This window comes from Klebsiella oxytoca (assembly GCF_009707385.1).
Lineage (GTDB): Bacteria > Pseudomonadota > Gammaproteobacteria > Enterobacterales > Enterobacteriaceae > Klebsiella > Klebsiella oxytoca_C.
The window spans coordinates 3,345,635-3,369,658 of the sequence record NZ_CP046115.1; the positions used below are offsets into that span (position 1 = coordinate 3,345,635).

General features: G+C 54.9%; 21 protein-coding genes and 1 riboswitch. Of the genes, 12 read left to right on the top strand and 9 right to left on the bottom strand.

All coding sequences use genetic code 11. The annotated features are described in order from the left end of the window. Nucleotides 1-18: 18 nt before the first annotated feature. On the top strand, nucleotides 19-363 hold the full coding sequence (locus tag GJ746_RS15565; protein ID WP_154681005.1) for a RidA family protein: 345 nt from the start codon (nucleotides 19-21) through the stop codon (nucleotides 361-363). Between the two features lie 150 nt (nucleotides 364-513). On the opposite strand, the gene GJ746_RS15570 is transcribed toward GJ746_RS15565, so the two are convergent. Genes GJ746_RS15570 through GJ746_RS15590 form a run of 5 tightly spaced genes read right to left on the bottom strand, consistent with a single transcriptional unit; the run spans nucleotide 514 to nucleotide 5,857 of the window. Continuing rightward, on the bottom strand, nucleotides 514-1,653 hold the full coding sequence (locus GJ746_RS15570; RefSeq protein WP_154682744.1) for an alginate lyase family protein: 1,140 nt from the start codon (nucleotides 1,651-1,653) through the stop codon (nucleotides 514-516). A 7-nt stretch (nucleotides 1,654-1,660) separates the two neighbouring features. Then, nucleotides 1,661-2,755, bottom strand: a complete 1,095-nt coding sequence (locus GJ746_RS15575; protein WP_154681006.1) for an ABC transporter ATP-binding protein — start codon at nucleotides 2,753-2,755, stop codon at nucleotides 1,661-1,663. Nucleotides 2,756-2,765: 10 nt separating this feature from the next. Further along, complete coding sequence (locus GJ746_RS15580) at nucleotides 2,766-3,605, bottom strand: carbohydrate ABC transporter permease (protein WP_004121979.1); 840 nt, start codon at nucleotides 3,603-3,605, stop codon at nucleotides 2,766-2,768. Between the two features lie 9 nt (nucleotides 3,606-3,614). After that, a complete protein-coding gene (locus GJ746_RS15585) occupies nucleotides 3,615-4,556 on the bottom strand; it encodes a carbohydrate ABC transporter permease (protein ID WP_227852680.1) in 942 nt (313 codons plus the stop codon). 11 nt (nucleotides 4,557-4,567) lie between these two features. After that, a complete protein-coding gene (locus GJ746_RS15590; RefSeq protein ID WP_154681007.1) occupies nucleotides 4,568-5,857 on the bottom strand; it encodes an ABC transporter substrate-binding protein in 1,290 nt (429 codons plus the stop codon). Nucleotides 5,858-6,382: 525 nt separating this feature from the next. Here GJ746_RS15590 and GJ746_RS15595 point away from each other — a divergent pair. Next, nucleotides 6,383-7,621, top strand: coding sequence for an alginate lyase family protein (locus tag GJ746_RS15595; protein ID WP_154681008.1), 1,239 nt, complete (start codon nucleotides 6,383-6,385; stop codon nucleotides 7,619-7,621). Continuing rightward, on the top strand, nucleotides 7,621-9,651 hold the full coding sequence (locus tag GJ746_RS15600; RefSeq protein ID WP_154681009.1) for a heparinase II/III family protein: 2,031 nt from the start codon (nucleotides 7,621-7,623) through the stop codon (nucleotides 9,649-9,651). Before GJ746_RS15595 ends, GJ746_RS15600 begins: the two co-directional genes overlap by 1 nt. Before the next feature lies 1 nt (nucleotide 9,652). Here the strand turns inward: GJ746_RS15600 and GJ746_RS15605 are convergent, their stop codons facing one another. Beyond that, nucleotides 9,653-9,832, bottom strand: coding sequence for a YoaH family protein (locus GJ746_RS15605; protein ID WP_004103292.1), 180 nt, complete (start codon nucleotides 9,830-9,832; stop codon nucleotides 9,653-9,655). Nucleotides 9,833-9,922: 90 nt separating this feature from the next. Here GJ746_RS15605 and pabB point away from each other — a divergent pair, with 90 nt between their 5' ends. The 4 genes from pabB (at nucleotide 9,923) to GJ746_RS15625 (ending at nucleotide 15,080) form a co-directional block, all read left to right on the top strand. Next, nucleotides 9,923-11,278, top strand: coding sequence for an aminodeoxychorismate synthase component 1 (gene pabB, locus GJ746_RS15610; protein WP_154681010.1), 1,356 nt, complete (start codon nucleotides 9,923-9,925; stop codon nucleotides 11,276-11,278). Between the two features lie 3 nt (nucleotides 11,279-11,281). Continuing rightward, nucleotides 11,282-11,860, top strand: coding sequence for a CoA pyrophosphatase (locus GJ746_RS15615; protein ID WP_154681011.1), 579 nt, complete (start codon nucleotides 11,282-11,284; stop codon nucleotides 11,858-11,860). Nucleotides 11,861-12,022: 162 nt separating this feature from the next. After that, nucleotides 12,023-13,387: an L-serine ammonia-lyase gene (gene sdaA, locus GJ746_RS15620; protein WP_154681012.1), complete on the top strand. Its 1,365-nt coding sequence runs from the start codon at nucleotides 12,023-12,025 to the stop codon at nucleotides 13,385-13,387. 127 nt (nucleotides 13,388-13,514) lie between these two features. Continuing rightward, on the top strand, nucleotides 13,515-15,080 hold the full coding sequence (locus GJ746_RS15625) for an EAL domain-containing protein (protein WP_154681013.1): 1,566 nt from the start codon (nucleotides 13,515-13,517) through the stop codon (nucleotides 15,078-15,080). A gap of 36 nt (nucleotides 15,081-15,116) precedes the next feature. Here GJ746_RS15625 and yoaE read toward each other — a convergent pair whose 3' ends face one another. Then, nucleotides 15,117-16,676, bottom strand: a complete 1,560-nt coding sequence (gene yoaE, locus GJ746_RS15630) for a CNNM family cation transport protein YoaE (protein WP_154681014.1) — start codon at nucleotides 16,674-16,676, stop codon at nucleotides 15,117-15,119. A gap of 446 nt (nucleotides 16,677-17,122) precedes the next feature. Between yoaE and manX the strand changes: the two genes are divergently transcribed. The 5 genes from manX (at nucleotide 17,123) to mntP (ending at nucleotide 21,320) form a co-directional block, all read left to right on the top strand. Next, nucleotides 17,123-18,091 carry a PTS mannose transporter subunit IIAB gene (gene manX, locus GJ746_RS15635; RefSeq protein ID WP_154681015.1) on the top strand — a complete coding sequence of 323 codons (969 nt, stop codon included), beginning with the start codon at nucleotides 17,123-17,125 and terminating at the stop codon, nucleotides 18,089-18,091. 59 nt (nucleotides 18,092-18,150) lie between these two features. Then, the gene (locus GJ746_RS15640; protein ID WP_154681016.1) at nucleotides 18,151-18,951 is read left to right on the top strand and encodes a PTS mannose/fructose/sorbose transporter subunit IIC; all 801 of its coding nucleotides are present in this window, start codon (nucleotides 18,151-18,153) and stop codon (nucleotides 18,949-18,951) included. A 12-nt stretch (nucleotides 18,952-18,963) separates the two neighbouring features. Then, nucleotides 18,964-19,815 carry a PTS mannose transporter subunit IID gene (locus GJ746_RS15645; RefSeq protein WP_004103307.1) on the top strand — a complete coding sequence of 284 codons (852 nt, stop codon included), beginning with the start codon at nucleotides 18,964-18,966 and terminating at the stop codon, nucleotides 19,813-19,815. A 52-nt stretch (nucleotides 19,816-19,867) separates the two neighbouring features. Then, on the top strand, nucleotides 19,868-20,326 hold the full coding sequence (locus GJ746_RS15650) for a DUF986 family protein (RefSeq protein ID WP_154681017.1): 459 nt from the start codon (nucleotides 19,868-19,870) through the stop codon (nucleotides 20,324-20,326). 199 nt (nucleotides 20,327-20,525) lie between these two features. After that, nucleotides 20,526-20,680: riboswitch (yybP-ykoY riboswitch) on the top strand. 70 nt (nucleotides 20,681-20,750) lie between these two features. Continuing rightward, nucleotides 20,751-21,320: a manganese efflux pump MntP gene (gene mntP / locus GJ746_RS15655; protein ID WP_154681018.1), complete on the top strand. Its 570-nt coding sequence runs from the start codon at nucleotides 20,751-20,753 to the stop codon at nucleotides 21,318-21,320. Nucleotides 21,321-21,323: 3 nt separating this feature from the next. On the opposite strand, the gene rlmA is transcribed toward mntP, so the two are convergent. Beyond that, nucleotides 21,324-22,118 carry a 23S rRNA (guanine(745)-N(1))-methyltransferase gene (rlmA, locus tag GJ746_RS15660; protein WP_154681019.1) on the bottom strand — a complete coding sequence of 265 codons (795 nt, stop codon included), beginning with the start codon at nucleotides 22,116-22,118 and terminating at the stop codon, nucleotides 21,324-21,326. A gap of 60 nt (nucleotides 22,119-22,178) precedes the next feature. After that, nucleotides 22,179-23,924 (bottom strand): peptidoglycan glycosyltransferase FtsI, encoded by a 1,746-nt coding sequence (ftsI, locus tag GJ746_RS15665; RefSeq protein WP_154681020.1) that lies wholly within the window; start codon nucleotides 23,922-23,924, stop codon nucleotides 22,179-22,181. Nucleotides 23,925-24,024 lie beyond the last annotated feature (100 nt).

Sequence of the window (24,024 nt, forward strand, 5' to 3'; positions counted from 1 at the left end):
AACATAGAGGAAATTAAAATGACAATTACGCGTATTGATGCTGAAGCCCGCTGGTCTGATGTCGTTATTCACAACCAGACGCTGTACTACACCGGCGTGCCGTCCAACCTTGACGCCGATGCCTGCGCGCAAACAGCCGATACTCTGGCGCAGATTGACGCGGTGCTGGAGAAACAGGGCAGCAACAAGTCGCGTATTCTTGACGCTACCATTTTCCTCGCCGACGGCGCAGATTTTGCGGCGATGAACCAGGCCTGGGATGCATGGGTCGTCGCCGGTCATGCGCCGGTACGCTGTACGGTACAGGCGAAACTGATGAACCCGAAGTTCAAAGTCGAGATTAAAATCATCGCCGCAGTGTAAGACAGCCGTAGCCCCGTAGCCCGGGCAAGCGTAGCGCCGCCCGGGAAGAAGCCGCGCCAGAGCCGCTATCCGGCGCATTCCCCGGATAGCGGCGTAAACGCCTTATTCGGGTTACATATCAGCCGCCGGAGGGCAAGAAGCATTGTGCTATCAGCCCGGACACCACATCAGCTGTTCCTTAAGCTGCAGCGTTTCCTGCGGCACACACTTCAGCGCCTCACGATAGCTGGCGGATTGTTTTGCGTAGCCCCGCACCGATTGCAGCAGCACCCGCAGCGCGCTGTCCCACACAATCCCCTGCAGGTCGCTGTACGGCCAGAGATCCGGTTCGCGGATAAACGGCACCAGGTAATCTATCCCCTGCTTCACCCCTCGCCCGTCGCGGATGGTGTTCCAGCGATCGAACTCGACGTGCTCGGCGTAGCGGTTAAGCAGCAGATGTGCTTCCAGGTTAAACAGCGAGTAGTGGAACGGAATTGTGCGTTCAAGCTCCATCGTCTGCTTACCATCCTGGTCAATCTGCGCCGCCATCCGCTGGGTGATCCCCTGCTCAATGATCCGCGCCGCCAGCCCTTTATCGCCGTAGAATAAGGCGTTAACCGTCCGCTGGGCGTCATACCAGGTGCCGTGGTTGTTGTGCCAGACGTACTCGGAGTGGCCGATTTCGCTGTAGTACATCCAGTGATTAAAATCCCGGAACCACTGGTGCAGGCCGATAATATCGTCGGTATCCAGCACGTTCGCCGAACTAATCAAGCCGATAGTATCGACTACCATCCACATTAAGCGGGTGTCAATCAGCCCGGTCCCACGGCCGGAAACAATTCCCGGAATCGCCTGACCATAGTTCAGATGCGGATTCATTCGCGTTTCAGCATCGAGGAACCAGCAGCGGATCTGAACGGCCGCCGCCTGTGCGTACTGGCGCTGACCGGTGAAATACCACGCCAGCCCCAGCGTCAGGCACCGTTCACACATGCGGATAATGCGCGAGGTGTCGGTATCGTTATTTTCACACTGCGGGTTGATATGCCCGTCGCGGCGAATATACGGCAGTCCATTGGGGCGCCGTGGGTTCGGCCACCAGTAGGTGCCCAGACTGTAGTAATCGTGGGCGTCGCCGCTGGCCGGGCGCAGTTTTTTATGCACCACGCTTTCCGGCGCTTCGCGACGCAGAGTGTCGGCCTCCGAAACCAGTTTGCTCAACGCCAGCTGCAGCGGCGAGAACGGCTGTTTTAAGCCCGCACGCGCGTTTTCCAGACAGGTTTCGTCAAGAGTGTACAGCTTCATCGCCACCTCAGCTCTCCTCCCGGCACGCTATACGCTGGCCGCTCTGCGCATCAAACAGATGCACGCCGGAAAGCTTCGGCTGCAGCCAGATGCTGTCGCCTTCTTTCACTTCCAGCCGCTGTTTAAATACCGAAGTAAACGCACCGCCTACGGTATCGCAGAACAGCTGCATATCCGAACCGGTGTTCTCCACCGCCGTGACCTTTGCTGCCAGCGCGTCATCGCGCGCCTCGTGTACCACGTTGACCTGTTCAGGACGAATGGCATATACCACCCGCTGACCGTCGGTGACCTGTAATCCCGCGGGTAAAGCCAGCAGGGAGCCATCTTTCAGCCGCAGGCTGGTCGCACTGCCGCTCAGCACAACTTCGCCAGGCAGCTGGTTAATCTCCGGTGAGCCGATAAACCCGGCAACGAACAGATTCGCCGGCTGGTCGTACAGCTCCAGCGGCGTCCCCGCCTGTTCAATTCGCCCGTCGCGCAGAACGACGATCATCTGCCCCATGGTCATAGCTTCAATCTGATCGTGGGTGACGTACACCGAGGTGGTTTTCAGCCGACGATGCAGTTCGCGGATCTCGCCGCGGACTTGGGTACGCAGCTTGGCGTCAAGGTTTGACAGCGGTTCATCAAATAAAAACACCTGCGGTTTGCGCACGATGGCGCGCCCCATCGCCACGCGCTGGCGCTGACCGCCGGAGAGATCTTTTGGTAAGCGTTCCAGCAGCGGCTCCAGGCCCAGCAGCGCAGCGGCTTCATTCACCTTTTGATTGATCTCTGCTTTCGGCAGCTTAGCCATCTTCAGGGCAAAGCCCATATTTTCTCGCACCGTCATCTGCGGATAGAGCGCATAGCTCTGGAACACCATCGCGATATCGCGCAGCTTCGGCTCCACCTCGGTGACGTTACGTTCATTGATATGCACCTCTCCGCCGGAGATCTCCTCCAGGCCGGCAATCATGCGCAATAACGTAGACTTGCCGCAGCCGCTGGGTCCGACAAGGACGCAGAACTCGCCGTCCGGGATAGTCAGCGACACATCTTTAATCACGTGCGCATCACCATATGATTTACGTACGCTATTCAGTACAACAGATCCCATTGGTAACTCCTTATCCTTTGACCGCGCCGGACATAATCCCGCGATTGAAATGTTTTTGCAGACCCAGATAGACGATGATGCTGGGCAGCATCGCCAGCAGCGTAATGGCGATAAAAATGTTCGGCGTGATGCTCTCATCGGTACGCAGCGTGCCGAGGATCACCGGAATCGTATTCAGGCTGTCCTGATTCACCACAATCAGCGGCAGCAGGTACTGATCCCAAATCATAATGAAGCCGAACGTCACTACCGTACCGAGCGCCGGTTTCACCAGCGGCAGGATCACGTGGAAGAAGATCTGCCATTCGTTGGCGCCGTCAATTCGCGCCGCCTCTTCCAGCTCTTTCGGAATCGCCGACATAAATTCGGTCAGCACAAAGATGGAGAACGCCCAGCCGACGACCGGCAAAATCATTCCGAGATAGCTGTTGTAGAGCGAGGCATCGATAAACGGCAGCCGCCAGTTAATAATCATGTATAACGGAATCGCGATAACCTCTTCGGGCAGCATCATGGTCGACAAAATCACCAGGCTCACCAGCGCCACGCCGCGGAACTTCTTACGTGCCAGGGCATACGCCGCCAGCGCGCTGACCGACACCTGCAAAACGGTGCCAAAGAACACCACCAGGATCGAGTTCAGCAGATACTGCCAGACGCCGATATCCATCCACGCGAAAATGAAGTTCTCAAACGAGAATTGATTCGGCCAGGCCAGCAGTTCGCCCGGCTTCACCGGCGCGCCGCTGAATGCGGTGGCGACGATGCCCCAGAACGGCCCGACAAAGACGATCAGCAGCAGCGCGTAGATGCACCAGCGTCCTGCTGTATCCCAACGTTTACTTAACATCGCGGCTCCTTAGTAACGTGCAATACGTTTTTTCAGCGTCAGATGACAAATGGTTAAGAAAACCGTGAAGGTGAAGAGCAGGAACGACACCGCCGAAGCGTAACCGTAGTCAAACTGCTCAAAACCCAGTTTGTAGATGTGGGTCATGACCATTTCCGTGGCGTTAGAAGGTCCTCCGCCGGTGGTGGCGTACACCTCGGCAAACACGCGGAAACCACGAATAAAGGAGAGCATCAGCACCACCGAGAGCGCCGGGATCATGCCGGGCAGCGTGACGTAGCGCAGACGATTCCACCAGTTAGCGCCATCCACGTTCGCCGCATCGTATAAATCGCGGCTGATCCCAGCCAGGCCGGCAATAAAGATCACCATGTTGTAAGGCACCGCTTTCCAGATGTGCAGCAGCATGATGACCCCCAGCGCCTGATCGGAACTGGCCAGAAAACCCTGATCGGCTACGCCAAACCAGCTGAGGATGTGGTTAACCACGCCGTTGGGCGTCGGATTGAACAAAATACGCCACATTTCGGCGACGATCGCCGCGCTGGTGACCGCGGGTAAAAAGATGGCGGTTCGAATAAAACGCAGGTGGCGCGCCGGGCCTTCCAGCAGCATGGCCAGGAAGAACGCCAGGATAGCCGCGGCAAACATCGTTACCACCACGTACAGCAGCGTATTCACCACCGCCGCGTGCAGCGCTACGTCGGCGAAAGCGCGGGCGAAGTTATCGAGCCCCACCCATTCGTCCGGCTGATTAAAGTTGACCTTGTAAAAGCTCATCACCAGACCCTGAATCATCGGGATAAACTTAAACCAGCTAAAAATAATCAGCGCTGGGGCTAAAAACAGCCACGGGATCAGCGCCCGCTTACGCTTTGCGCTCAGCCATCCGGTTGAGTCAGGCGAAGCGGCCTGCTTTATCGGCGAGGACTTCGTCTCATGCAGCGTCATAACCTATGTCCTCAGTTAGCCAGCACGTTTTGTTTTTTCAGCTCAGCGTTAACCTTGCCGTCGATAGTCTTCAGCTCGGCGGTGATATCGCTGTTGCAGTCGGCAAAAATTCGGTTAAAGCCTTCGGCTGCCACCTGGCGCACCGGCGTCCAGTTGGGAATTTGCGGCACGTAGCGTCCCTGTTCATTGTAAAGTCTGGCGAACGTCTCCCAGCGCGCGTCCTGATAAACGGATTTGACGTCGACGTTCTTATTCACCGGCAGGCGCACCACCGGTATATGCTGGCTCCCTTTGCCCATACCGATTTCCTGACCTTCCGGGGAGATCATAAATTCGATAAATTTGCGCGCCGCCTCTTTTTGTTTACTGCTCTTCATCATAAAGACCGTGGTGCCCTCCGCGAGAGTGGCTTCGCCTTTTGGCCCCACCACCGGAACCACTTCAAAGTTGTCTTTACCCGGGTCTTTATCGAACAGCGCAATGTGGTACGGGCCGCTGAAGAACATGCCGCTTTGCCCGGAGCGGAAGGATGGGATAACGTCGGCGGTGGTGGCGTTAATCGCGCCCGGCTGGGTGACTTTTTCGCACATCATGCTGCGCATAAAGGTCATCGCCTGAACCACTTCCGGCGTATCGAGCGAAGCGCTGAATTTTCCGCTCTCTTCTTTAACGAAATCGCCGCCCGCCTGCCAGATAAAGCTGCTCATAAACCAGCTGGCGTATCCGCGAGTGGTGGAAGCGGGAACAATAAATCCGTAGGTATCATTTTTGCCGTTGCCATCGGGATCCTGGGTGGTGAAGGCTTTCGCCAGGGCCTGGATATCATCCCAGCTCTTAGGCTGCGGCAGTCCCAGTTTTTCCCGCCAGTCTTTGCGCACAAACAGGGCGAAAGTTTGCGCCGAGGTCGGAACGCCGTAGTACTTACCGTCGATATAGCGGGTACTCTTCCATGCCGTCGGGAATAGCTGGTCGCCGCCCGCGATCGCCTGCGGGTCAATTTCTTCGGCAATTCCCAGCTGGATAAACTGCCCCAGCGAAGCCGCGTCGTTAAAAATCAGGTCGGGTAAGGCGTTGCCCGCCGTAGCGCGCGCGAGGCGCTGTTCAAAGTCAGTGGTAGCGTTGAAGTACTCAATTTTGATACCGGTTTTTTCTTCAAACTTTTCCGCTTCTTGCTTGTAGATATTTTTGGAGTCGTTGCTGGCGCGGATCCAGACGTTGAGAGTGGTCGCGGCATAGCTTTGGCTAACGCCGAGCCCGAGTGCGGTAAGAAGTAATAGTGAACGTAATTTATTAGCAGACATGGTTGCATATCCTTTATTGTAGGGCACAAAGGTAATTAAATTCTCAATTAATACATAAAAAGGAACCTGAATATTGCTCAGGTGTTAATACGGCTGACAAAAGAAATATTTCCATTCATTAGATAGAAATGTATTTCCCAATACAACCACACTAAAAAGAAATTGCGTTTCAAAAACCAGAAAATTGAGACAGATCACACCAGGAAGTGACAAAAAAAGTGACAAAAAACAAATAACAATATAAATCAATGCATTATAAATTTACTAATTTTTTTAAAAAAATCAAAAAATATAGAAAAATGGCAAATACCGTGATCTGCACTGCATTAAAAACGTCATTATTTATCCATAACGATAAACTTGATGGATCTCACAAAAAAAATCACTTTGTCTTTTACACTGCTCGCCAGCGAATATTCAAATATATTGTTTTTAATTACACCGCCTGTTTCATGCGTCATTTAAATACGCGACAGGTATAATTCTGTTGTTATCTTTTCTCATATTTGCAGAAGGGTTATCACTATGAACTCAATACCTCACCGAGGTTTGTTATGCGTTGCGCTGTTCTGTTCCAGCCTGAGCGGCTCCCTGTACGCTGCCGAGCCGTACACCCTGGACGGCAAGGATTTAGCGTTTAGCCGCGAGCAGATTGCCGCCAAAGATCCGCTATTTGTTCAGGCCCAGGCAACTCTGCTAAAAAAAGCCGATCTGGCGCTCAAGCATCCGCTGTTCTCTGTGATGGATAAAACGCTGGTCGCCGCCAGCGGCAATAAACACGACTATTATAGTTTTCCGCCGTACTGGTGGCCGAATCCCGATACCAAAGACGGGCTACCGTATATCCGCAAAGACGGGCAGACTAACCCTGACGCCAATAGCGACGCCACCGATAAAAACCGGCTGGTGAAGATGAGTAATGATGTATCCACTCTGGCGCTGGCGTGGTTTTTCTCCCACGACGATCGCTACGCGCAAAAAGCGGCTGCCCAGCTGAAGACCTGGTTCCTCGATCCACAAACGCGCATGAACCCCAACCTGCAATACGCCCAGGCCATTCCCGGCATTAATACCGGACGCGGTATCGGCATTATTGATAGCCGTGCGCTGGTTGAAGTGGTTGACGCTATCGCCCTGCTGCAATCTTCTGATGCGCTCAACGAGAACGACGTTAGCGCCTTGAAGCAGTGGTTTGGCGAGTATTATCACTGGATGACCACCAGTCAGAACGGTTTCGAAGAAGATAACTGGCACAACAATCACGGCAGCTATTTTGATATGCAGGCCGCTACCTTCGCCCTGTTTAGCGGGAAAACTGACGAGGCAAAGCAGCGCCTGCACATCACCCAACTGCGGCGCATTGCGGGTCAATTCGATACCGAAGGCCGTCAGATGGGCGAGCTGGAGCGTACTCGTCCCTGGCACTACAGCAATTTCAACCTTGAAGCCTATAACCGCCTCGGGCGGCTGGGCGAGAAAGCGGGCGTCGATATCTGGAACTTCACTCTTGACGGTCATAGCCTGCGCCAGGGCTATCAGTACATTGCCGGCTTTATAAACAGCGATACCCCATGGCCATGGAAAGATATCGATAAAATGGATGACAAGAAAGCGCTACGCAATATAGCCACCGCCGCCCACGCGTGGCCGGAAGATCCTCTGTTCCGTGATAAAGCGCAGTGGCTGCGGGCGAAGTACCCCGACGATATCACCACGCTCATCGCCCCGCTAACCCCCTCTTCAGAGGTAAGGGATAACCGCTAATGAAACAATTTTCTGGGCTCTGGCCCGACATTGTCGCACGTGCGGCCGCTCCGGACGGGGTGCTTGAACGGCTGGTACAGGATGCGCAACCGATACTTCATGCAGCGGTACTTATTCCGCAGACCGGGATTGCCAGCTGGAATCTCTACTACTTTTGTCCGCACCACGGCGTGCGGTTAACGTGGCGGGCGGATACGCCTCACCAGCATACCTGCCCGGTCGATGGTGAAATATTTAGCGGCGAACCGTGGGACGGCGCATGGTGGCGTGAGATGAACGGGCGTAATGCCAGCGCATGCCAACAGCTCGGACTGATATGGCAGTTGACCGGAGAGACAGCCTGGCGCGATAAAGTGCGCTCAATACTCATGGGCTACGCGGATGTCTATCCGGGTTATGAGATTCACGGCGATATACCCAATAATGGTCCGGGTAAAATGAACGCTCAGACCCTGTGCGAAGCCAACTGTATTCTGGAAATGGCGCTGGGCTATGACTTTATTCGCGATAGCCTGACGCCAGAGGAGCGGCAGCATATCAGTGAAAACCTGCTGCGCTGTGCGGCAACGTTTTTGCGCGAACACCGCACTGCGCAGATTCATAATCACGAAGTCAAAATCAGCGCGGCGCTTGGCGTACTGGGTTTCATTCTCGAAGATGAGAGCCTGCTGGAATTCGCTGTTAACGAGCCTTACGGCCTGCGCTGGCAGCTGGAAAATGGCCTGCTGGCTGAAGGGCTTTGGTTTGAGGGTTCTGTTCATTACCACTACTACGCGCTGCAGGGCTTTTTCGCCTTTGAGAAGCTGGCACGCGGTACGCGCTGGAGCCTGCTGGATGGCCCGTGGTATCAGCCGATGCTGAAGTTCCCGCTGTCGCTGCTGCTGCCGGACGGTACTTTCCCACGGCTTAATGACTGCCTCGCCGGACAAGAAAAGCTGCATCACCGGGATCTTTACGAGTTCGCCTGGTTTATCTGGCGCGACCCGCAGTATGCCGCCGTGCTGCAGTTTACCGAAGCGTCGCCCGATGAACGTGAAACTTTACTCTGGCGCGAACAGCCTCTGCCGGAATCCCCCCTGCCGCTCATCCCGCAGCAGTCGCTGTTTGCGCCGGGCGCAGGCCTGACGTTATGGCGACGGCAGCAGCAGGCGCTGTTGATCAAGCACACTCCATGGGGCGGCGAGCACGACCATTACGACAGGCTGGGGCTGATGCTCTGGCACCGCAACGGTTGGCTGTTAACGGATATGGGCACCACGGGCTACGGTGCGAAAATGCACTACGACTATTACAAAAACAGCGCCACTCACAATACGCTGGCAGTTAATCAGACCAACCAGCCGCCGGCTAATCCTGAGGTACTGGGCTGGCATATGGATAACGACTATCTGTGGCTGGATACCGAGGTTGACTGGGGCAAACCGCCGCCGCAGCTGAACAGCCATAGCCGCGTCGAGTGGGACACCGCCGCCTGGAAAGACGTACGCTTTCGCCGTCGACTGATGTGGATTGAAGACGTGATTATCGATCTGTCCACCGTGGAGAATCCGCATCGCCAGCAGCTCGACTGGACTCTGCATTTGGCAGCGCAGGCGCTGGATCAGAGCGGTACGCCACAGCCCTTTTCGCTCAGCGGGCCGCTTCGGCATATGAGCAACGCAACAGCGACGCCGCTGAACGGCTGCCAGCCGCGCCACTTTGCGCGCGGCGATAATACCGTTGCGCTCTGGCTGTCCGGCGATGGCGAACTCTGGCAAGGTCTGGCGCCAGATAACCCGGCGATAAGCGATCTCAGCTATCTGGTGATCCGTAATCATCTGCCACAGGCGCGTTTTGTCTGCCTGTGGGATCTGGCAAACAGCGCGCCGCTGACGGAAGTGAAGGTGCAACATACCCCTGTCGGCACGCAGGTTACCTACTGGCGCGGCGATCGCGTGACGCACGTGATGCTACACGACGATCCCGCAAGACAACCCGATGCTATCCTTCCGCTCGCGGAAAGCAGCATCGCATCTCAATACGCGGAGTAATTTACTCGTCTTCATCCTCAAAGCGCGCCACAATCCGATCGCCGGTATGCGAGGCGCGCAGTTCATCTGCCACTAAAGCAATGGCCTGACCGCTGCTCATGCCCTGCGACATCAGCTCCTGAATTCGTTCAACTGCTTTTTGCTGTTGCTCGTGGCTCAGCGAAGGTAAACCTGCAAACATCACTCACTCCTGCTACATTGTGGGGCGTAATTATTTCACGCCGTCCTCTTGTATACCAGCGGGCGGTAACGATCAGGATTGAAGAAGACGATGCTGTCCCCCGCTATTATTTCCCTGCCCTGGCGTCCGGATGCCGCTGAACACTATTTTAGCCCATTAAGTTCCCAGCCCTGGGCGATGCTGCTGCACTCCGGCTTTGCCGAACATCCGCATAATCGTTACGACATTATTGTCGCCCAGCCGCGCGCAACGCTGGTGACCAGCGGTCAAACTACCGCCATAAACGAGGGGGATACCGTCGTCACCTCAGCCGCCGATCCGCTCACTCTTCTTCATCAGCAGCTGGCGCGCTATAACCTGCAGCCGAAGGCTCACCCACACCTGCCGTTTCTTGGCGGCGCGCTGGGGCTGTTCGGTTACGATCTGGGCCGCCGCTTTGAAGCCCTGCCGTCGCATGCGGACGCGGATATCGCGCTGCCGGATATGGCGGTGGGGATCTATGACTGGGCGCTGATTGTCGATAATCAGCGCCAGGAAGTGTCACTGCTCAGCTATGACGATCCGCAGGCGCGCCTGGCGTGGCTGGAAGCGCAGCACTCTGCGCCCATAGAGCCTTTCAGACTCACCTCGGAATGGCTTTCCAATATGAGCCGCAAAGAATATGGCGCGAAGTTCCGCCAGATTCAGGCTTATCTGCACAGCGGCGACTGCTATCAGGTGAACCTGGCTCAGCGGTTTACGGCAGGCTATCGCGGGGATGAGTGGCAGGCTTTCCGTCAGCTTAACCACGCCAACCGCGCCCCGTTCAGCGCCTTTATTCGCCTGCCGGAAGGCGCCATCTTAAGCCTCTCGCCTGAGCGTTTTATCCAGCTCAGACAAGGTGAAATTCAGACCCGTCCCATTAAAGGGACCCTACCGAGATTAGCCGATCCCGGGCAGGACCAGCTGCAGGCGCAAACGCTGGCGAACTCGACAAAAGATCGCGCCGAAAATCTGATGATTGTCGATTTAATGCGTAACGATATAGGCCGGGTTGCCGTGCCCGGCAGCGTTCGCGTGCCCGAGCTGTTTGTGGTTGAGCCATTTCCTGCCGTGCACCATCTGGTGAGCACCGTCACCGCCAGACTGCCCGCCCATCTGCACGCCGCCGACCTGCTGCGCGCGGCGTTTCCCGGCGGCTCTATAACCGGCGCGCCGAAGGTCAGAGCCATGGAGATAATCGATGAACTGGAGCCGCAGCGGCGCAACGCGTGGTGCGGCAGCATCGGATATCTCAGCTTCTGCGGCAATATGGATACCAGTATTACCATCCGTACGCTTACCGCCTGGCAAGGGCAGCTGTACTGCTCCGCCGGCGGCGGAATTGTAGCCGATAGCGAAGAGGCGGCGGAATATCAGGAAACTTTTGATAAAGTTAATTGTATCCTGCATCAACTGGAGAGCTAGAACATGGCGGACAGCGCCCTCGAACTTGACGATTTCCTTTCGCGTTTTCAGCTTCTGCGCCCGCAGCCGACGCGCCATGCGCTCAACCAACGTCAGGCCGCGGTGCTGGTACCGATTGTTCGCCGCCCCCGGCCGGGGTTACTGCTGACCCAACGTTCGCCGCTGATGCGCAAACATGCCGGTCAGGTCGCCTTCCCCGGGGGCGCCGTGGATAACAGCGACGCAACGCTGATTGCCGCCGCCCTGCGCGAGGCGCAGGAAGAGGTGGCAATCCCGCCCGAATCGGTTGAGGTTATTGGCGTTTTGCCGCCGGTCGATAGCGTGACCGGTTTTCAGGTCACCCCGGTGGTGGGTATTATTCCCCCGGACCTGCACTATCACGCCAGCCAGGATGAGGTCGCCGCGGTCTTCGAGATGCCGCTGGCCGAGGCGCTGCGTCTGGGGCGCTACCACCCGCTGGATATCCATCGCCGGGGCAATTCGCATCGCGTCTGGCTCTCCTGGTATCAGCACTATTTTGTCTGGGGCATGACCGCCGGCATTATTCGCGAGCTGGCGGTACAGATAGGCTCCCGTCCTTAGCTATACTCAAACTGAGACAACGTTCTCGGCATTAGTAAATCCGCGGTTATCCATTAGTTTAATTCATGTGAATACTTAAGCTGATAACGCGGTTCCCTCTTACACTATGCGCAGTTATTACATCGTTGCCGCACCCGCGGCAACCCTGTCAGGAGTGTTAGCGTGATTAGTATATTCGACATGTTCAAGGTGGGGATCGGTCCCTCATCTTCCCATACTGTCGGGCCGATGAAGGCCGGTAAACAGTTCGTCGATGATCTGGTCGAAAAGGGATTGCTTAATGCAGTGACGCGCGTGGCGGTTGACGTCTACGGCTCGCTGTCATTAACCGGCAAAGGCCACCATACGGATATCGCCATTATTATGGGACTGGCGGGCAATCAGCCCGACACGGTCGATATTGACGCGATCCCGGCATTTATTCGCGACGTTGAAGCGCGTGGACGCCTGCTGCTGGCGCACGGGCAGCATGAAGTCGATTTCCCGCAGAATGACGGCATGCGTTTTCGCAGCGACAACCTGCCGCTGCATGAAAACGGGATGACTATTCATGCCTGGGCCGGCGAGAAAGAAATCTACAGCAAAACGTATTATTCCATCGGCGGCGGGTTCATCGTCGATGAAGAACATTTCGGTAAAGAGAGCGCCAGCGAGCTGCGCGTCCCCTATCCGTTTAAATCCGCGCAGGAGATGCTGGGCTACTGCAAAGAGACCGGCATGTCGCTCTCCGGGATGGTGATGCAGAACGAGCTGGCTCTGCACAGCAAAAAAGAGATTGAAGACTATTTTGCCCATATCTGGCAGACCATGCGCGCCTGTATCGATCGCGGTATGAATACCGAGGGCGTACTGCCCGGCCCGCTGCGCGTTCCTCGCCGCGCCTCCGCCCTGCGGCGGATGCTGGTTGCCAGCGATAAACTCTCTAACGATCCCATGAACGTCGTGGACTGGGTCAATATGTTCGCGCTGGCGGTCAATGAAGAGAACGCGGCCGGCGGACGCGTGGTGACGGCCCCCACTAACGGCGCCTGCGGTATCGTGCCGGCGGTCCTGGCCTACTATGACCACTTTATCGAGCCCGTAAGCCCGGATATCTATATTCGTTACTTCCTGGCTTCAGGAGCTATCGGTACGCTGTATAAAATGAACGCCTCCATTTCCGGTGCGGAAGTGGGCTGCCAGGGCGAAGTCGGCGTGGCCTGTTCGATGGCCGCCGCGGGCCTGGCCGAAATCCTCGGCGCCAGCCCTGAGCAGGTCTGCGTGGCGGCGGAAATCGGCATGGAGCATAACCTGGGACTTACCTGTGACCCGGTGGCCGGGCAGGTGCAGGTGCCGTGCATTGAACGTAACGCCATTGCTTCCGTTAAAGCGATTAACGCCAGCCGGATGGCGATGCGCCGCACCAGCGAGCCGCGCGTCTCGCTCGATAAAGTCATTGAGACCATGTATGAGACAGGTAAAGACATGAACGCCAAATACCGGGAAACGTCGCGCGGCGGCCTGGCTATCAAAGTTCAGTGCGACTAATCCTTTCTCAACAATGCGCCCATCGGGCGCATTGTTCTTTTTACTCTCTATATTATCCGCACCCACTACACTTGCTCTATAACGGCTGTCACTCTCATTAACACATTTAGCCGACAGGGCGTCGCGCATGCAGACTGCACAAAAAGTCATCACAACCTATCGCAGGAAACGCATCCTGGTTTGCTTGTTGGTCGCGCTACTCACGCTGACGACAACGCTAGCCATACGATTTATTTCGCAGCGTAGCTTAAATCAGCAACGCGTACAGATGAGCACCAATAAAATGGTGTCCGCTATGGATAATATCCTTCGCCCGCTGGCGGCTCAGCATGTCGCGCTGTTGCAGCTTGTGAATAAGCCCTGTGAGGAAATTCATCTCACGCTGCGTAAGCTGGCGGCATCGCTGCAAACGGTACGTTCAATCGCGCTGGTACAGTCTAATCTGCTCTACTGTTCGAGTATTTTTGGCCCACGGAATATTCCGCTGCATCAATTACAGCCAGCGTTGCCGACCAATCATCCTCTGCTAACCTTCAGCTACGATTCTTCCCTGTTAAAAGGGACGCCGGTGCTTATCCAGTGGTATCCCGCTTCGCTGAGCGGCGCCGACGGCGTGCTGCTGGTGATTAATATTGAGATGCTGGGCGAGTTAATTTTTAACGCAAAGTCAGCGCTCATTACGGGAATCAGTCTTCATATTGGTGAAAAGAGTTTTATTAGCGGCACCGGACTGGTTAAGCAGGAAACCTTACCCGGTGAGCAAATTATTTACCGCCAGCATTCAACGGAATTTCCCTTCACCATTAGCGTCAGCGGGCCGGGAGCTTCAGCGGTCGCTCTCAATGAGCTGCCGGGCGAGCTGCCGCTGGCGATGATAATCAGCCTGTTAATGACCGGCATCGCCTGGATGGCCACCGCCGGGAGAATGAGCTTTTCCCGAGAAATAAATCTCGGAATTGCGGCGCAGGAGTTTGAACTTTGGTGCCAGCCCCTGCAGAACTTACGTACTCGCCAGTGCTGCGGCGTTGAGATCCTGCTACGATGGAATAACCCGCGCAGAGGCACCATCGCGCCGGACGTATTTATTCCGATAGCCGAAGGTTATAACCTGATCGTTCCTCTCACCCGCTATGTCATCTCCCGGACCGCCCACAAATTAGCGTTCTTTCCCCAGGATAAACATTTTCACATTAGCATCAACGTCGCCGCCCGCCATTTCGCCAACGGCGAACTGCTGCGCGATCTGCATCACTACTGGTTCAGCGCCAATCCGGTACAACAGCTGGTGGTTGAGCTCACCGAGCGCGATGTTCTTCAGGAGGGCGACCAGCATATGGCTGAGCACCTTCATTTCAAAGGCGTAAAGCTGGCGATTGACGATTTCGGCACCGGCAACAGCTCCCTTTCGTGGCTGGAAAAGCTGCGTCCCGATGTTCTGAAAATTGATAAGTCTTTTACCAGTGCGATTGGTATTGATAGCGTCAACGCGACGGTGACCGACATGATTATCGCTCTCGCCCGTCGGCTGCATATTGTCACCGTAGCGGAAGGCGTAGAAAACCCGGAACAGGCAGAGTATCTGCACAGCAACGGCGTCGATTTGTTACAGGGATTTTATTACGCCCGGCCAATGCCGGTAGAGGACTTTCCGCAGTGGCTGGCAGCGCAAAAACAGGGAGAAATGCATGAGTAAAAAGCCCGTCGACCTGAGGCCAACGGGCTACCGCCGTTACTCTTCTTCGTCGTTATACTGGCGCAGCTTGACTACGCGCACCAGGTCGACGCGATAGTCGTTGGCTTCAACGATGGTGAACTGCAGAGGTAACAGTTCAAGCACGTCGCCAGGGCGCGGAATATGGCCGTTGACGGCGATCACCAGACCTGCAACCGTGGCGATATCTTCATCCTCATCGACCAGGTCATCAACCCCCAGCGCCTGCTGCAGCGCATGCACATCGGTTGAGCCTTTCACCAGCCAGCCATCGCCATCGATGACAATTTCCGGCGTTTCGTCAGCATCCGGGAACTCACCGGCAATCGCTTCCAGAACGTCCAGCGGCGTAACCAGCCCCTGCACGACGCCAAACTCGTTAGTCACGATGACAAAGCTACCGCGAGCACGACGCAATACGCCCAGCAGGTTGATAGGGTCCAGCGTTTCCGGAACCACTATCGCCGGAGAGGCCGAAGCCAGGGCAGCCACGTTGTCACCCGCTTCCAGCGCCACCAGCATCTCTTTCGCGCGCACAATACCGATGATTTCATCCAGTTCGCCGCGACACACCGGGAACAGGCTATGCGGAGAAGAGAGCAGCTGACGGCGAATTTCGTCTTCGCTTTGTTCAGCGTTCACCCAGCTAATTTCCCCGCGCGGGGTCATAATGCTGCGCAACGAACGCTGGGCCAGGGTCAGTACGCCATTAATCATGTAACGTTCTTCTTCGGCAAACGCGCCTTCCGGTATTGGAACTACGGATGGGCTATCGCTATCGTGCGCTGCGGCGCTCTGTTTACGCCCGCCCATCAGACGCAGGATCGCATCGGCAGTACGCGCACGCAGAGGCAGCGTCGACTGGTGACGAATAAAGTTACGACGAGCTATCTGGTTAAAGAACTCAATCGTTATCGAGAAGCCAATCGCGGCGTACAGGTAACCTTTCGGGATATGGAAACCAAAGCCTTCCGCCACCAGGCTCAAACCAATCATCAGCAGGAAGCTCAAGCAGAGCACCACTACCGTTGGATGCTGGTTGACAAAATTCGTTAACGGCTTCGAAGCCAGCAGCATTACCGCCATCGCAATTACTACCGCCGCCATCATCACCGGCAGATGGTTAACCATTCCGACCGCAGTAATCACGGCATCCAGCGAGAACACGGCGTCGAGGACCACGATCTGCAGTACCACCACCCAGAAGCTGGCATATCCTTTACCATGACCGGAGTCATGCTGCCGGTTCTCAAGCCGCTCATGAAGTTCGGTAGTCGCCTTGAACAGCAAGAATATCCCGCCGAGCAGCATGATCAGATCGCGCCCGGAAAATGAGAAATCAGCAACGCTGAAAAGCGGTTTAGTCAGAGTCACCATCCATGAGATGACCGACAGCAGACCCAGGCGCATAAACAGCGCCAGCGAGAGGCCGATCAGGCGCGCCTTATCTCGCTGCTTTGGCGGCAGCTTGTCGGCAAGGATGGCGATAAACACCAGGTTGTCGATACCCAGTACGATTTCAAGGACGACAAGCGTCAGTAAACCGGCCCAAATAGAGGGATCCATTAAGAATTCCATGAGCAGCTCCAGTTAACGACAGGCATAGTCATCGCTGTGTCATGCACAGACGAGACACTTGTTGCTGATGAATAAACGTAGCAGGTGACGGCGGCAGACAGGTGCCGGGAGGTGAAAAGACGTCGGTGACGATCCATATAGCGGGCTATGCCCTATACTCCTGAGTAATTAAACGGAACGTAAACATATCAAAATATAGAGCAAGATTGGAAAAAATTTACCAGTCTTTGCAATAGCTAAGACTATTTTTTGCGCTGCAAAATAATTACCAACAGATGCATAATTAGCGGAGCTTCATCACATTAATTATTTTTTCACTGTCTAAAATAATTCGTTGTAGTAATTACTTTATATCTTACACCCTTACTGAATCGATTTTGTTCGCAAGAGTGATTCAGGATGTATCACACCAGATGATGCATTCACGATTATAAAGGAGGTAGCAAGTGACGATTGCTATTGTAATAGGCACACATGGTTGGGCTGCAGAACAGCTGTTAAAAACGGCAGAAATGCTGCTGGGCGAACAGGAAAACGTTGGCTGGATCGATTTCGTTCCTGGTGAAAACGCAGAAACGTTGATTGAAAAGTACAACGCTCAGCTGGCAAAGCTGGATACAGCAAAAGGCGTGTTATTTCTCGTCGATACATGGGGAGGGAGCCCGTTTAACGCGGCTAGCCGCATTGTCGTCGATAAAGAACATTACGAAGTCATCGCGGGCGTTAACATCCCAATGCTGGTCGAAACGCTGATGGCGCGCGACGACAATCCTTCATTCGATGAGCTGGTCGCCCTGGCGGTGGAAACCGGTCGCGAAGGCGTAAAAGCCCTGAAAGCGAAGCCGGTGGAAAAGGCCGCCCCTGCTCCGGTTCAGGCTGCTGCGCCAAAAGCGGCGGCACCGTTGAAACCAATGGGTCCTGACGATTACATGGTTATCGGGCTCGCGCGTATTGACGACCGTCTGATTCACGGCCAGGTAGCTACTCGCTGGACCAAAGAAACCAACGTTTCCCGCATTATCGTCGTTAGTGACGAAGTCGCCGCGGACACCGTGCGCAAAACGTTGCTGACTCAGGTTGCTCCTCCGGGCGTTACCGCCCACGTTGTAGACGTTGCGAAGATGATTCGCGTCTATAACAACCCCAAATATGCAGGCGAGCGCATTATGCTGCTATTCACTAACCCAACTGACGTTGAGCGTGTTGTCGAAGGCGGCGTGAAAATCACCAGCGTCAATATCGGCGGTATGGCTTTCCGCCAGGGCAAAACGCAGGTGAACAACGCCATTTCGGTCGATGAGAAAGATATTGAAGCGTTCAAAAAGCTGAACGCCCGCGGTATCGAACTGGAAGCCCGCAAAGTTTCCACCGACCAGAAACTGAAAATGATGGATCTGATCGCCAAGGTGAAATAGTCACCCCGCGGATCGCAACGCAATTTTCAACTTAAGACTTAATCAACAGGAGAAGTGCAATGGAGATTACCTTTCTTCAGATTGTGCTGGTGTTCATCGTCGCGTGTATTGCGGGTATGGAGTCGGTACTTGATGAATTTCAGTTCCACCGTCCTCTGGTGGCCTGTACGCTGATTGGCGCCGTTCTCGGGGATATGAAAACCGGTATTATTATCGGCGGTACCCTGGAAATGATCGCTCTGGGCTGGATGAACATCGGCGCGGCCGTGGCCCCTGACGCCGCCCTCGCATCTATTATCTCGACGGTTCTGGTTATCGCGGGCCATCAAAGCATTGGTGCCGGTATCGCGCTGGCTATCCCGCTGGCAGCAGCAGGCCAGGTTCTGACCATTATCGTCCGTACTATCACCGTTGCTTTCCAGCACGCTGCGGATAAAGCGGCAGAAAGCGGAAACCTGACGGCCATTTCCTGGCTGCACGTTTCCTCTCTGTTCCTGCAGGCCATGCGTATCGCTATTCCTGCGGTAATCGTCGCAATTTCCGTCGGTACCAGCGAAGTACAGGGCCTGCTGAACGCCATTCCTGAAGTGGTCACCGGCGGTCTGAACATCGCAGGCGGCATGATCGTGGTCGTAGGTTATGCGATGGTCATCAACATGATGCGCGCAGGCTACCTGATGCCGTTTTTCTACCTTGGTTTCGTTACCGCCGCGTTCACCGATTTCAACCTGGTTGCTCTGGGCGTGATTGGTACCGTGATGGCGGTCCTCTACATCCAGCTGAGCCCGAAATATAACCGCGTAGCGGGTGCGCCGGTGCAGGCTGCTGGTAATAACGATCTCGACAACGAACTGGACTAACAGGTGAGCGAAATGGTTGATATGACTAAAAATACCACCGAGAAAAAACTTACTCAGAGTGATATTCGTGGCGTGTTCATTCGTTCTAACCTGTTCCAGGGGTCATGGAACTTCGAACGTATGCAGGCGCTGGGCTTCTGCTTCTCCATGGTACCGGCCATTCGTCGCCTGTACCCTGAGAACAACGATGCGCGTAAACAGGCGATTAAACGTCACCTTGAGTTCTTTAATACCCATCCCTACGTTGCGGCGCCGGTTCTTGGCGTAACGCTGGCGATGGAAGAGCAGCGTGCTAACGGCGCAGAAATCGACGATGGTGCCATCAACGGTATCAAAGTTGGTCTGATGGGGCCGCTGGCGGGCGTAGGCGACCCGATCTTCTGGGGTACCGTTCGTCCGGTATTCGCCGCGCTGGGTGCAGGTATCGCCATGAGCGGCAGCCTGCTTGGCCCTCTGCTGTTCTTCATCCTGTTTAACGCCGTGCGTCTGCTGACCCGTTATTACGGCGTAGCGTACGGTTACCGCAAAGGTATCGATATCGTTAAAGATATGGGCGGCGGCTTCCTGCAGAAACTGACCGAGGGGGCGTCAATTCTCGGCCTGTTTGTCATGGGGGCGTTGGTTAACAAGTGGACGCACGTGAACATCCCGCTGGTGGTTTCCACCATCACCGGTCAGGATGGTCAGACTCGCGTGACGACCGTGCAGACTATCCTTGACCAGCTGATGCCGGGCCTGGTGCCGCTGCTGCTGACCTTCGCCTGTATGTGGCTGCTGCGCAAGAAAGTTAATGCCCTGTGGATCATCGTTGGCTTCTTTGTCATCGGTATCGCAGGTTATGCAGTCGGCCTGTTGGGCCAGTAATTAATCGTTGTGCGCCGGGGGCTTGCCCCCGGCTTTTTTATTTGGAGGATGGATGACAATCACGGACCTGGTGTTAATCCTGTTTATTCTCGTTCTGCTCGCGTTTGCGATTTACGATCAGTTCATCATGCCGCGCCGTAACGGCCCAGTTTTACTGGCTATCCCCCTGCTCCGCCGCAATCGCGTCGATGGCATTATCTTCGTCGGCCTTATTGCCATCCTGATTTATAACAATATTGCTAACCAGGGAGAACTTATCACCACCTGGTTATTATCTGCCCTGGCCCTGATGGGGTTATATCTTTTCTGGATCCGCTCGCCCAAAATCATCTTCAAAAAACAGGGCTTTTTTTTCGCCAATATCTGGATCGAATATAACCGGATTAAAGAGATGAATTTATCGGAAGATGGCGTACTGGTGATGCAATTAGAACAACGGCGCCTGCTTATCCGCGTACGTAATATCGATGACCTGGAAAAAATTTACAAACTTCTTGTTTCTACTCAATAAGTTAAGAATATAGCTCACGCTATATTCTTAACCTTCCCCTACAAATGGAATATAGCCCGAGCTATATTCCATTCGTTTTCCTCGATGATATTTATTAACCAGTTATTCACTTAAAAATTCAAATGAAAATCGTTATCATTTGGTTAGTAAAATAACCCGATTCTGTTATTGTTTTATATTCTGAAATTATGTTAAGGTTGCGCCCGTCGTTGGGGAGTAGCTAATTTTCTGCCTGTCAGAAAATGTACGTGTCAACATACTCGTTGCAAAACGTGGCACGTACGGGTTGAAGAACACCGTCTTCAATCAGGCGAGACCATAGACGCATCGCTGCTGTACGCGGCGCTTCATCATCAGGATGGGCTGCGTATTTTTACTGGGGGCGCGATGTGTCATATGGATTATCCCCGGTCAGGACGCTCTCATGAATGTATCCGCTACGATTCTGCTTGCCTTCGGTATGTCCATGGACGCCTTCGCGGCCTCCATCGGTAAAGGCGCAACTCTTCATAAACCCAAGTTTTCTGAAGCCCTGCGGACGGGCCTTATCTTTGGCGCTATCGAAACGCTCACCCCGCTTGTCGGTTGGGGGTTAGGTATGCTCGCCAGCCAGTTCGTTCTTGAATGGAACCACTGGATTGCGTTTGTGCTGCTGGTTTTTCTCGGCGGTCGAATGGTCATTGAAGGGTTTCGCGGCGCTAATGATAGCGAAGAGTGCGAAGCCCCTCGTCGTCACGGTTTCTGGCTGCTGGTGACCACCGCCTTCGCCACCAGCCTCGATGCGATGGCCGTCGGCGTTGGTCTGGCATTTCTGCAGGTCAACATCATCGCCACCGCGCTGGCTATCGGCTGCGCGACGCTGATAATGTCAACGCTGGGTATGATGGTCGGTCGTTTTATCGGCCCGCTGCTCGGCAAACGGGCGGAAATACTCGGCGGTATCGTGCTTATTGGCATTGGCACCCAGATCCTCTGGAGCCATTTCGCAGGCTAATACTCAGGCATCGCGCTGCCAGCAGTGAATCGCAAAATCTGTCTGGCAGCCAAATTGTGTCTGCTGGCGCAGCGCCTCCCGGACCGGCGGCTTTGCCCGCCACGCAAACGGCGTCATTTGCAGTAAAGCTTCCGCTTCACCGCCGCTAAGCTGCATCGGATAGGCCAGCTGCTGCTGCTGACGTAATGTGAACCCAGCCATCTCTTCCGTGTTCTGCTCGTGTAAACGCACTTCGTCGTATATCAATCCTTTCAGCTCCATCAGATGACGAGGCCCCGGCGTCGCGGTAATAACCCAGCCGCCAGGTCTGACAACGCGCGCCAGTTCAAGCGCATTGCAGGGAGCATAAATTCGCACTATCGCATCCAGGCTTGCCTCTTCAAAAGGTAAACGCTGGCTGGAAGCCACGCAAAAGCTGACCTGCGGGTAGCGTTTTGCCGCCGCGCGAATCGCGGATTTCGATACGTCCAGACCCCAGCTACGTTCAGCGATGGCGGCAAAGGCGTGCGTGTAGTACCCCTCGCCGCAGCCGATATCGAGCAAATCGGTGGGCGCGAAAGTGTGCAGACAGGCGCAAATAGCGTCGCGCAGAGGCTGATAATGACCCGCGTCGAGGAACGCTCTCCGGGCCTGCATCATTTCAGCGCTGTCGCCCGGATCGCGGGAACGTTTAAACTGTACCGGCAGCAAATTAACGTACCCTTCCTTCGCCAGATCGAACTGATGCCGCTGCGGACAGATATAGCTATTATCGCGACGACTAAGCGGCGCGTGGCAAAGTGGGCAACTGTAAGACATGACAACTCCGGTGTGCTGAAAGGGCGAAAGTGTAGCGCTATTCGCCCTTTCAGGCCACCGTTACAGCGCAGGCGACAGAGCGCCGTTGTGGCGCATCACAATCAGGTTTTCTGAACCCTGCGGCATGCCATCGGGCATAACATTTTCCATACGCAGGACATCGCCCATGATTTGGCTGAATACCGGCGCTGAAACCGCCCCGCCGTAATATGAACCGTTACTGGGATCGTTCATCACCACTACGAGAGCGAATTTCGGGTTACTGGCGGGCGCGACGCCTGCGGTGTAGGCAACGTACTTATCGATATATTTACCATCAGGCCCGATTTTTTTGGCGGTGCCGGTTTTTACCGCTACCCGGTAGCCGCGTACTGCCGCTTTGGTCCCGCCGCCGCCCGGTAAGGCTACGCTCTCCATCATATGCTCGACTTCGTGCACGATCTGTTCCGGCATCACCCGAGTGCCCATAACCGGCGGGTCTATACGGGTTATCGATAGCGGGCGTTCAATGCCATAGCTGCCGATAGTGGCATAAACGTGCGCCAGCTGGAGCGGCGTCACCATCAGGCCATAGCCGAAGGCAAAGGTTGCCCGGTCCAGCTGCCCCCAATAACGACGCTGCGGCATCAGCCCGGCGCTCTCGCCGGTCAGCCCCAGTCCGGTAGAGTTGCCAAAACCGAACGCTTTATAGGTATCGATAAGATGCTGGACCGGCATGGCAAGCGACAAATGTGAAACCCCGGTATCGCTGGATTTTTGCAAGATACCGGTGAGGGTGAGCTCAGGATAAAAACCCACGTCGCGAATACGATGGCCATCAAGGATAAACGGATGGGTATCCACCACGCTATCCGGCTGAACAATTCCCTGCTGCAGAGCGGTCATCAGTACCAGCGGTTTGACCGTCGAACCAGGCTCAAAAGTATCGCCGATCGCACGATTACGGAAATCATCCAGTTTTGCATCATCGCGATTGTTAGGGTTGAAATCGGGATAGCTGGCCATCGACAGAATTTCCCCGGTATCAATTTTAATTAATACCGCTGCGCCTGATTCTGCCTTGTTCCAGCGTACGGCGTTATCCAGCGCGTCCTCGGTAACCGTTTGCAGGCGTTCATCGATACTGAGCTGCAAATTATGAGCCGGGACCGCCGGGACCTCCGTAATATTTTCGATGACGCTGCCGTGGCGATCTTTTCGCACCAGCCGACGGCCGGGCTGCCCCGTCAGCTGAGCGTTAAAGCTTTTCTCTACCCCTTCAATTCCCTGGTTATCTATATTGGTGAAACCGAGCAAGTTAGCAGCAACATGCCCCGCCGGGTAAAAACGACGCGACTCGTCGCGCAGATTGATGCCCGGCAGATGGAGCTTGTCTATCCATGCCGCCTGTTCAGGGTTTATCTGACGCGCCAGATAGAGAAACCGCGCGTGAGGGTGCGCTTCGACGCGCCGGGCCAGTTCGCTAAGATTAAGATGTAAAGCTTGCGCCATCGCCTGCCATCGTGGCCCATATCCTATTCCCCCTTTTTCGAGAGTGGTTTGCGGGTCGATCCAGATAGCGCTTACCGGAACGCTAACCGCCAGCGGACGGCCCTCACGGTCGCTAATCATTCCGCGCTGGACATCAACAGGCTCCTCGCGCAACGAGCGCATATCTTCCTGCTTAACTAAATTGTCAGGAGAAACTATTTGCAGCCAGCCGACCCTGACGAGCAGAAGCCCCATACAGCACAGAATGGCCACGCATAACAACCCAAACCGCAGAGGGGTGAAATTGGCGACTGACTTATTTTTGTTCTTTTGCACCTTAGCTCCATCATCATTTTGCAACTTTCTGATTTAATAGAAATAATACAAAACAGACTGCTAAACAGTGCTAATAACGATGTTGTTTTGCAACAAAGCG

Coding starts and splice junctions, on each gene's coding strand:
- GJ746_RS15585 (WP_227852680.1), bottom strand. CDS start 4,556: ATGACGCTGCATGAGACGAAGTCCTCGCCGATAAAGCAGGCCGCTTCG.
- GJ746_RS15600 (WP_154681009.1), top strand. CDS start 7,621: ATGAAACAATTTTCTGGGCTCTGGCCCGACATTGTCGCACGTGCGGCC.
- GJ746_RS15625 (WP_154681013.1), top strand. CDS start 13,515: ATGCAGACTGCACAAAAAGTCATCACAACCTATCGCAGGAAACGCATC.
- mntP (WP_154681018.1), top strand. CDS start 20,751: ATGAATGTATCCGCTACGATTCTGCTTGCCTTCGGTATGTCCATGGAC.
- pabB (WP_154681010.1), top strand. CDS start 9,923: ATGCTGTCCCCCGCTATTATTTCCCTGCCCTGGCGTCCGGATGCCGCT.
- yoaE (WP_154681014.1), bottom strand. CDS start 16,676: ATGGAATTCTTAATGGATCCCTCTATTTGGGCCGGTTTACTGACGCTT.
- GJ746_RS15565 (WP_154681005.1), top strand. CDS start 19: ATGACAATTACGCGTATTGATGCTGAAGCCCGCTGGTCTGATGTCGTT.
- GJ746_RS15650 (WP_154681017.1), top strand. CDS start 19,868: ATGACAATCACGGACCTGGTGTTAATCCTGTTTATTCTCGTTCTGCTC.
- rlmA (WP_154681019.1), bottom strand. CDS start 22,118: ATGTCTTACAGTTGCCCACTTTGCCACGCGCCGCTTAGTCGTCGCGAT.
- GJ746_RS15605 (WP_004103292.1), bottom strand. CDS start 9,832: ATGTTTGCAGGTTTACCTTCGCTGAGCCACGAGCAACAGCAAAAAGCA.
- GJ746_RS15645 (WP_004103307.1), top strand. CDS start 18,964: ATGGTTGATATGACTAAAAATACCACCGAGAAAAAACTTACTCAGAGT.
- GJ746_RS15575 (WP_154681006.1), bottom strand. CDS start 2,755: ATGGGATCTGTTGTACTGAATAGCGTACGTAAATCATATGGTGATGCG.
- GJ746_RS15580 (WP_004121979.1), bottom strand. CDS start 3,605: ATGTTAAGTAAACGTTGGGATACAGCAGGACGCTGGTGCATCTACGCG.
- GJ746_RS15595 (WP_154681008.1), top strand. CDS start 6,383: ATGAACTCAATACCTCACCGAGGTTTGTTATGCGTTGCGCTGTTCTGT.
- GJ746_RS15590 (WP_154681007.1), bottom strand. CDS start 5,857: ATGTCTGCTAATAAATTACGTTCACTATTACTTCTTACCGCACTCGGG.
- GJ746_RS15570 (WP_154682744.1), bottom strand. CDS start 1,653: ATGAAGCTGTACACTCTTGACGAAACCTGTCTGGAAAACGCGCGTGCG.
- GJ746_RS15615 (WP_154681011.1), top strand. CDS start 11,282: ATGGCGGACAGCGCCCTCGAACTTGACGATTTCCTTTCGCGTTTTCAG.
- GJ746_RS15640 (WP_154681016.1), top strand. CDS start 18,151: ATGGAGATTACCTTTCTTCAGATTGTGCTGGTGTTCATCGTCGCGTGT.